Origin of the sequence: Nguyenibacter vanlangensis, from assembly GCF_013376155.1 — a bacterium.
GTDB lineage: Bacteria > Pseudomonadota > Alphaproteobacteria > Acetobacterales > Acetobacteraceae > Gluconacetobacter > Gluconacetobacter vanlangensis.
Map to the genome: position 1 here is coordinate 1 of NZ_JABXXP010000528.1, position 2,003 is coordinate 2,003.

3 protein-coding genes are annotated in these 2,003 nt (G+C 67.6%); all 3 read right to left on the minus strand.

The window, feature by feature from the left end; genetic code table 11:
• A partial coding sequence (locus tag HUK84_RS16225; RefSeq protein ID WP_176641206.1) for an ATP-binding cassette domain-containing protein occupies positions 1–408 on the minus strand: 408 nt, incomplete at its 3' end.
• On the minus strand, positions 408–1,259 hold the full coding sequence (locus HUK84_RS16230; protein ID WP_176641207.1) for an amino acid ABC transporter permease: 852 nt from the start codon (positions 1,257–1,259) through the stop codon (positions 408–410). The genes HUK84_RS16230 and HUK84_RS16225, both read right to left, overlap by 1 nt.
• Positions 1,256–2,003: ABC transporter substrate-binding protein (locus HUK84_RS16235; RefSeq protein ID WP_176641208.1), on the minus strand; the 748-nt coding region annotated here is incomplete at its 5' end. The genes HUK84_RS16235 and HUK84_RS16230, both read right to left, overlap by 4 nt.

A 2,003-nucleotide genomic window follows, 5' to 3' on the forward strand; every position in this document is an offset into this window, starting at 1 on the left:
CAGCAGCGCGTGCGCCTCGGCCTCGACCGCGGCGCGGCGGCGCTTCTGCACCGTGACGGGCCCCTCGACGACGTTCTCAAGCGCGGTCATGTGCTGGAAGAGGTTGAAACGCTGGAACACCATGCCGGTGCGCAGCCGCTGCCGCGCGACGTCCCGCGCGGAACGCCGGTGCAGCCCGCCCTTGGCCTCGACATGGCCCAGGATCTCGCCATCCACGGCCATCACGCCATGTTCCGGCATCTCCAACTGCGCCAGACACCGCAGCAGCGTAGTCTTGCCGGACCCCGATCCCCCCAGGATACAGACGACCGAACCGCGCGCGATCTCCAGCGAAACGCCGCGCAGGATCGCATTGCCGCCAAAGGATTTATGGACGTCGCGCATCCATATCACGGGTGCCGCCGCCATCAGTGCGTTCCCTTCGCCAGACGCCGCTCGAGCATATGCTGCAGGGGCGACAGCACGGTGACGATCATCAGGTACCAGAACCCCGCCACGATCAGCAGCTCGATCACCCGCGTGTTCGCATAATAGATGGTCTCGGCATTATGCAGCACTTCGGGATACTGGATCATGCTCGCCAGCGAAGTCAGCTTGATCATGTTGATGAACTCGTTGCCCAGCGGCGGAATGACGACCCGCAGGGCCTGGGGCAGGATGATCCGGCGCAGGGCGACCATCCGCGTCATTCCCACCATCTCGGCGGCTTCGTACTGCCCCCGGTCGATGCTCTGCAGGCCGGCACGCAGGATCTCGCCGATATAGGCCCCCTGGTTCAACCCCAGGCCCAGCAGCGCCGACAGAAACGGCGTCATCAGGTCCACGGTGCGGATTGTCCGCACGCCGGGAAGGACGATATGCGGAAAGATCAGCGCCAGGTTGAACCAGATCAGAAGCTGCAGAATGACCGGCACGCCGCGGAACAGCCACGTATAGGCACCGGACGCGACGCGCGGCACCACGGCCGGGGACAACCGCCCGACCGCCAGCACCAGCCCCACGGCCATGCCCAGCGCCATGGCGCAGACCGACATCAGCAATGTCGCCCAGACCCCGCGCAGGATCGCCGGCACGAAAAGGAATTCCCCGACATAGGACCAGCCGATCTGGCCCAGCGCGAAGGCCCGCGCCACCCACAGCACGAACCCGACGATCAGCACCGCCGAACCGACATGCCCCCACGCGATGGCCCTGACGCGGCGCAGCCCGGCCAGGCGCGCGGCGTCCGCGATCGTGACGGGATCGGTTCGGATGGTCATGGCGCGGTATCTCCGGATGGCATCTCGATGGCGTCCTCCTGCAGGGACCAGCGGCGCAGCAGCCGGGCATAGGTTCCGTCGGCGATCATTGCGGCCAGCGCGGCCCGCGCCCCCTCCCGCAGGTCGGGCCGCGACTTGGCGAACGCCATGGCCAGATAGGACATGGAAAGCGGCGTCCCCAGGCGGCGGAACGCGCCGTGCGTGATGTCGATGAAATACCCCACCGTCTCGCTGCCCTGGACCATGGCGGACACGCGCCCCTGCAGCAACTGGGTCCGCGCGTCGGCGCCGCTCTCCGACGGATAGACGACCATGTCGGGGTGCCCGGCCTGCGCGCAATGCACGCGGCTCCAGTCCCGGATCATCGCCGGAAAGGCCGTCGCGCGGCTGGCCGCGACATATTTCCCGCACAAATCCTCCGGCCGGTGGATCGGATCGTCCCGAAGCACCAGGACCTGCGCGCCCGATTTCAGATAGCGCACGAAATCCAGGGCGCCCCGGCGGGACGGAAGGTCCGAAAAGCCGCTCAGGATCATGTCCGTCCGCCGGCTTTGCAGCGACGGGATCATCTGCGGAAAGGACGTCTCCTGCCACACCGCGCGCATGGTCATGCGCTGCGCCAGCGCCTCGCCCAGCGCGATGTCGAAACCGGTCAGCCTGTCGGTCAGCGGGTCGCGGAACTCCAGCGGCGGATAGATCGGGTTGGCGGCAATGCGCAGGACGGCCGCGCCGGCCGACGCCGGC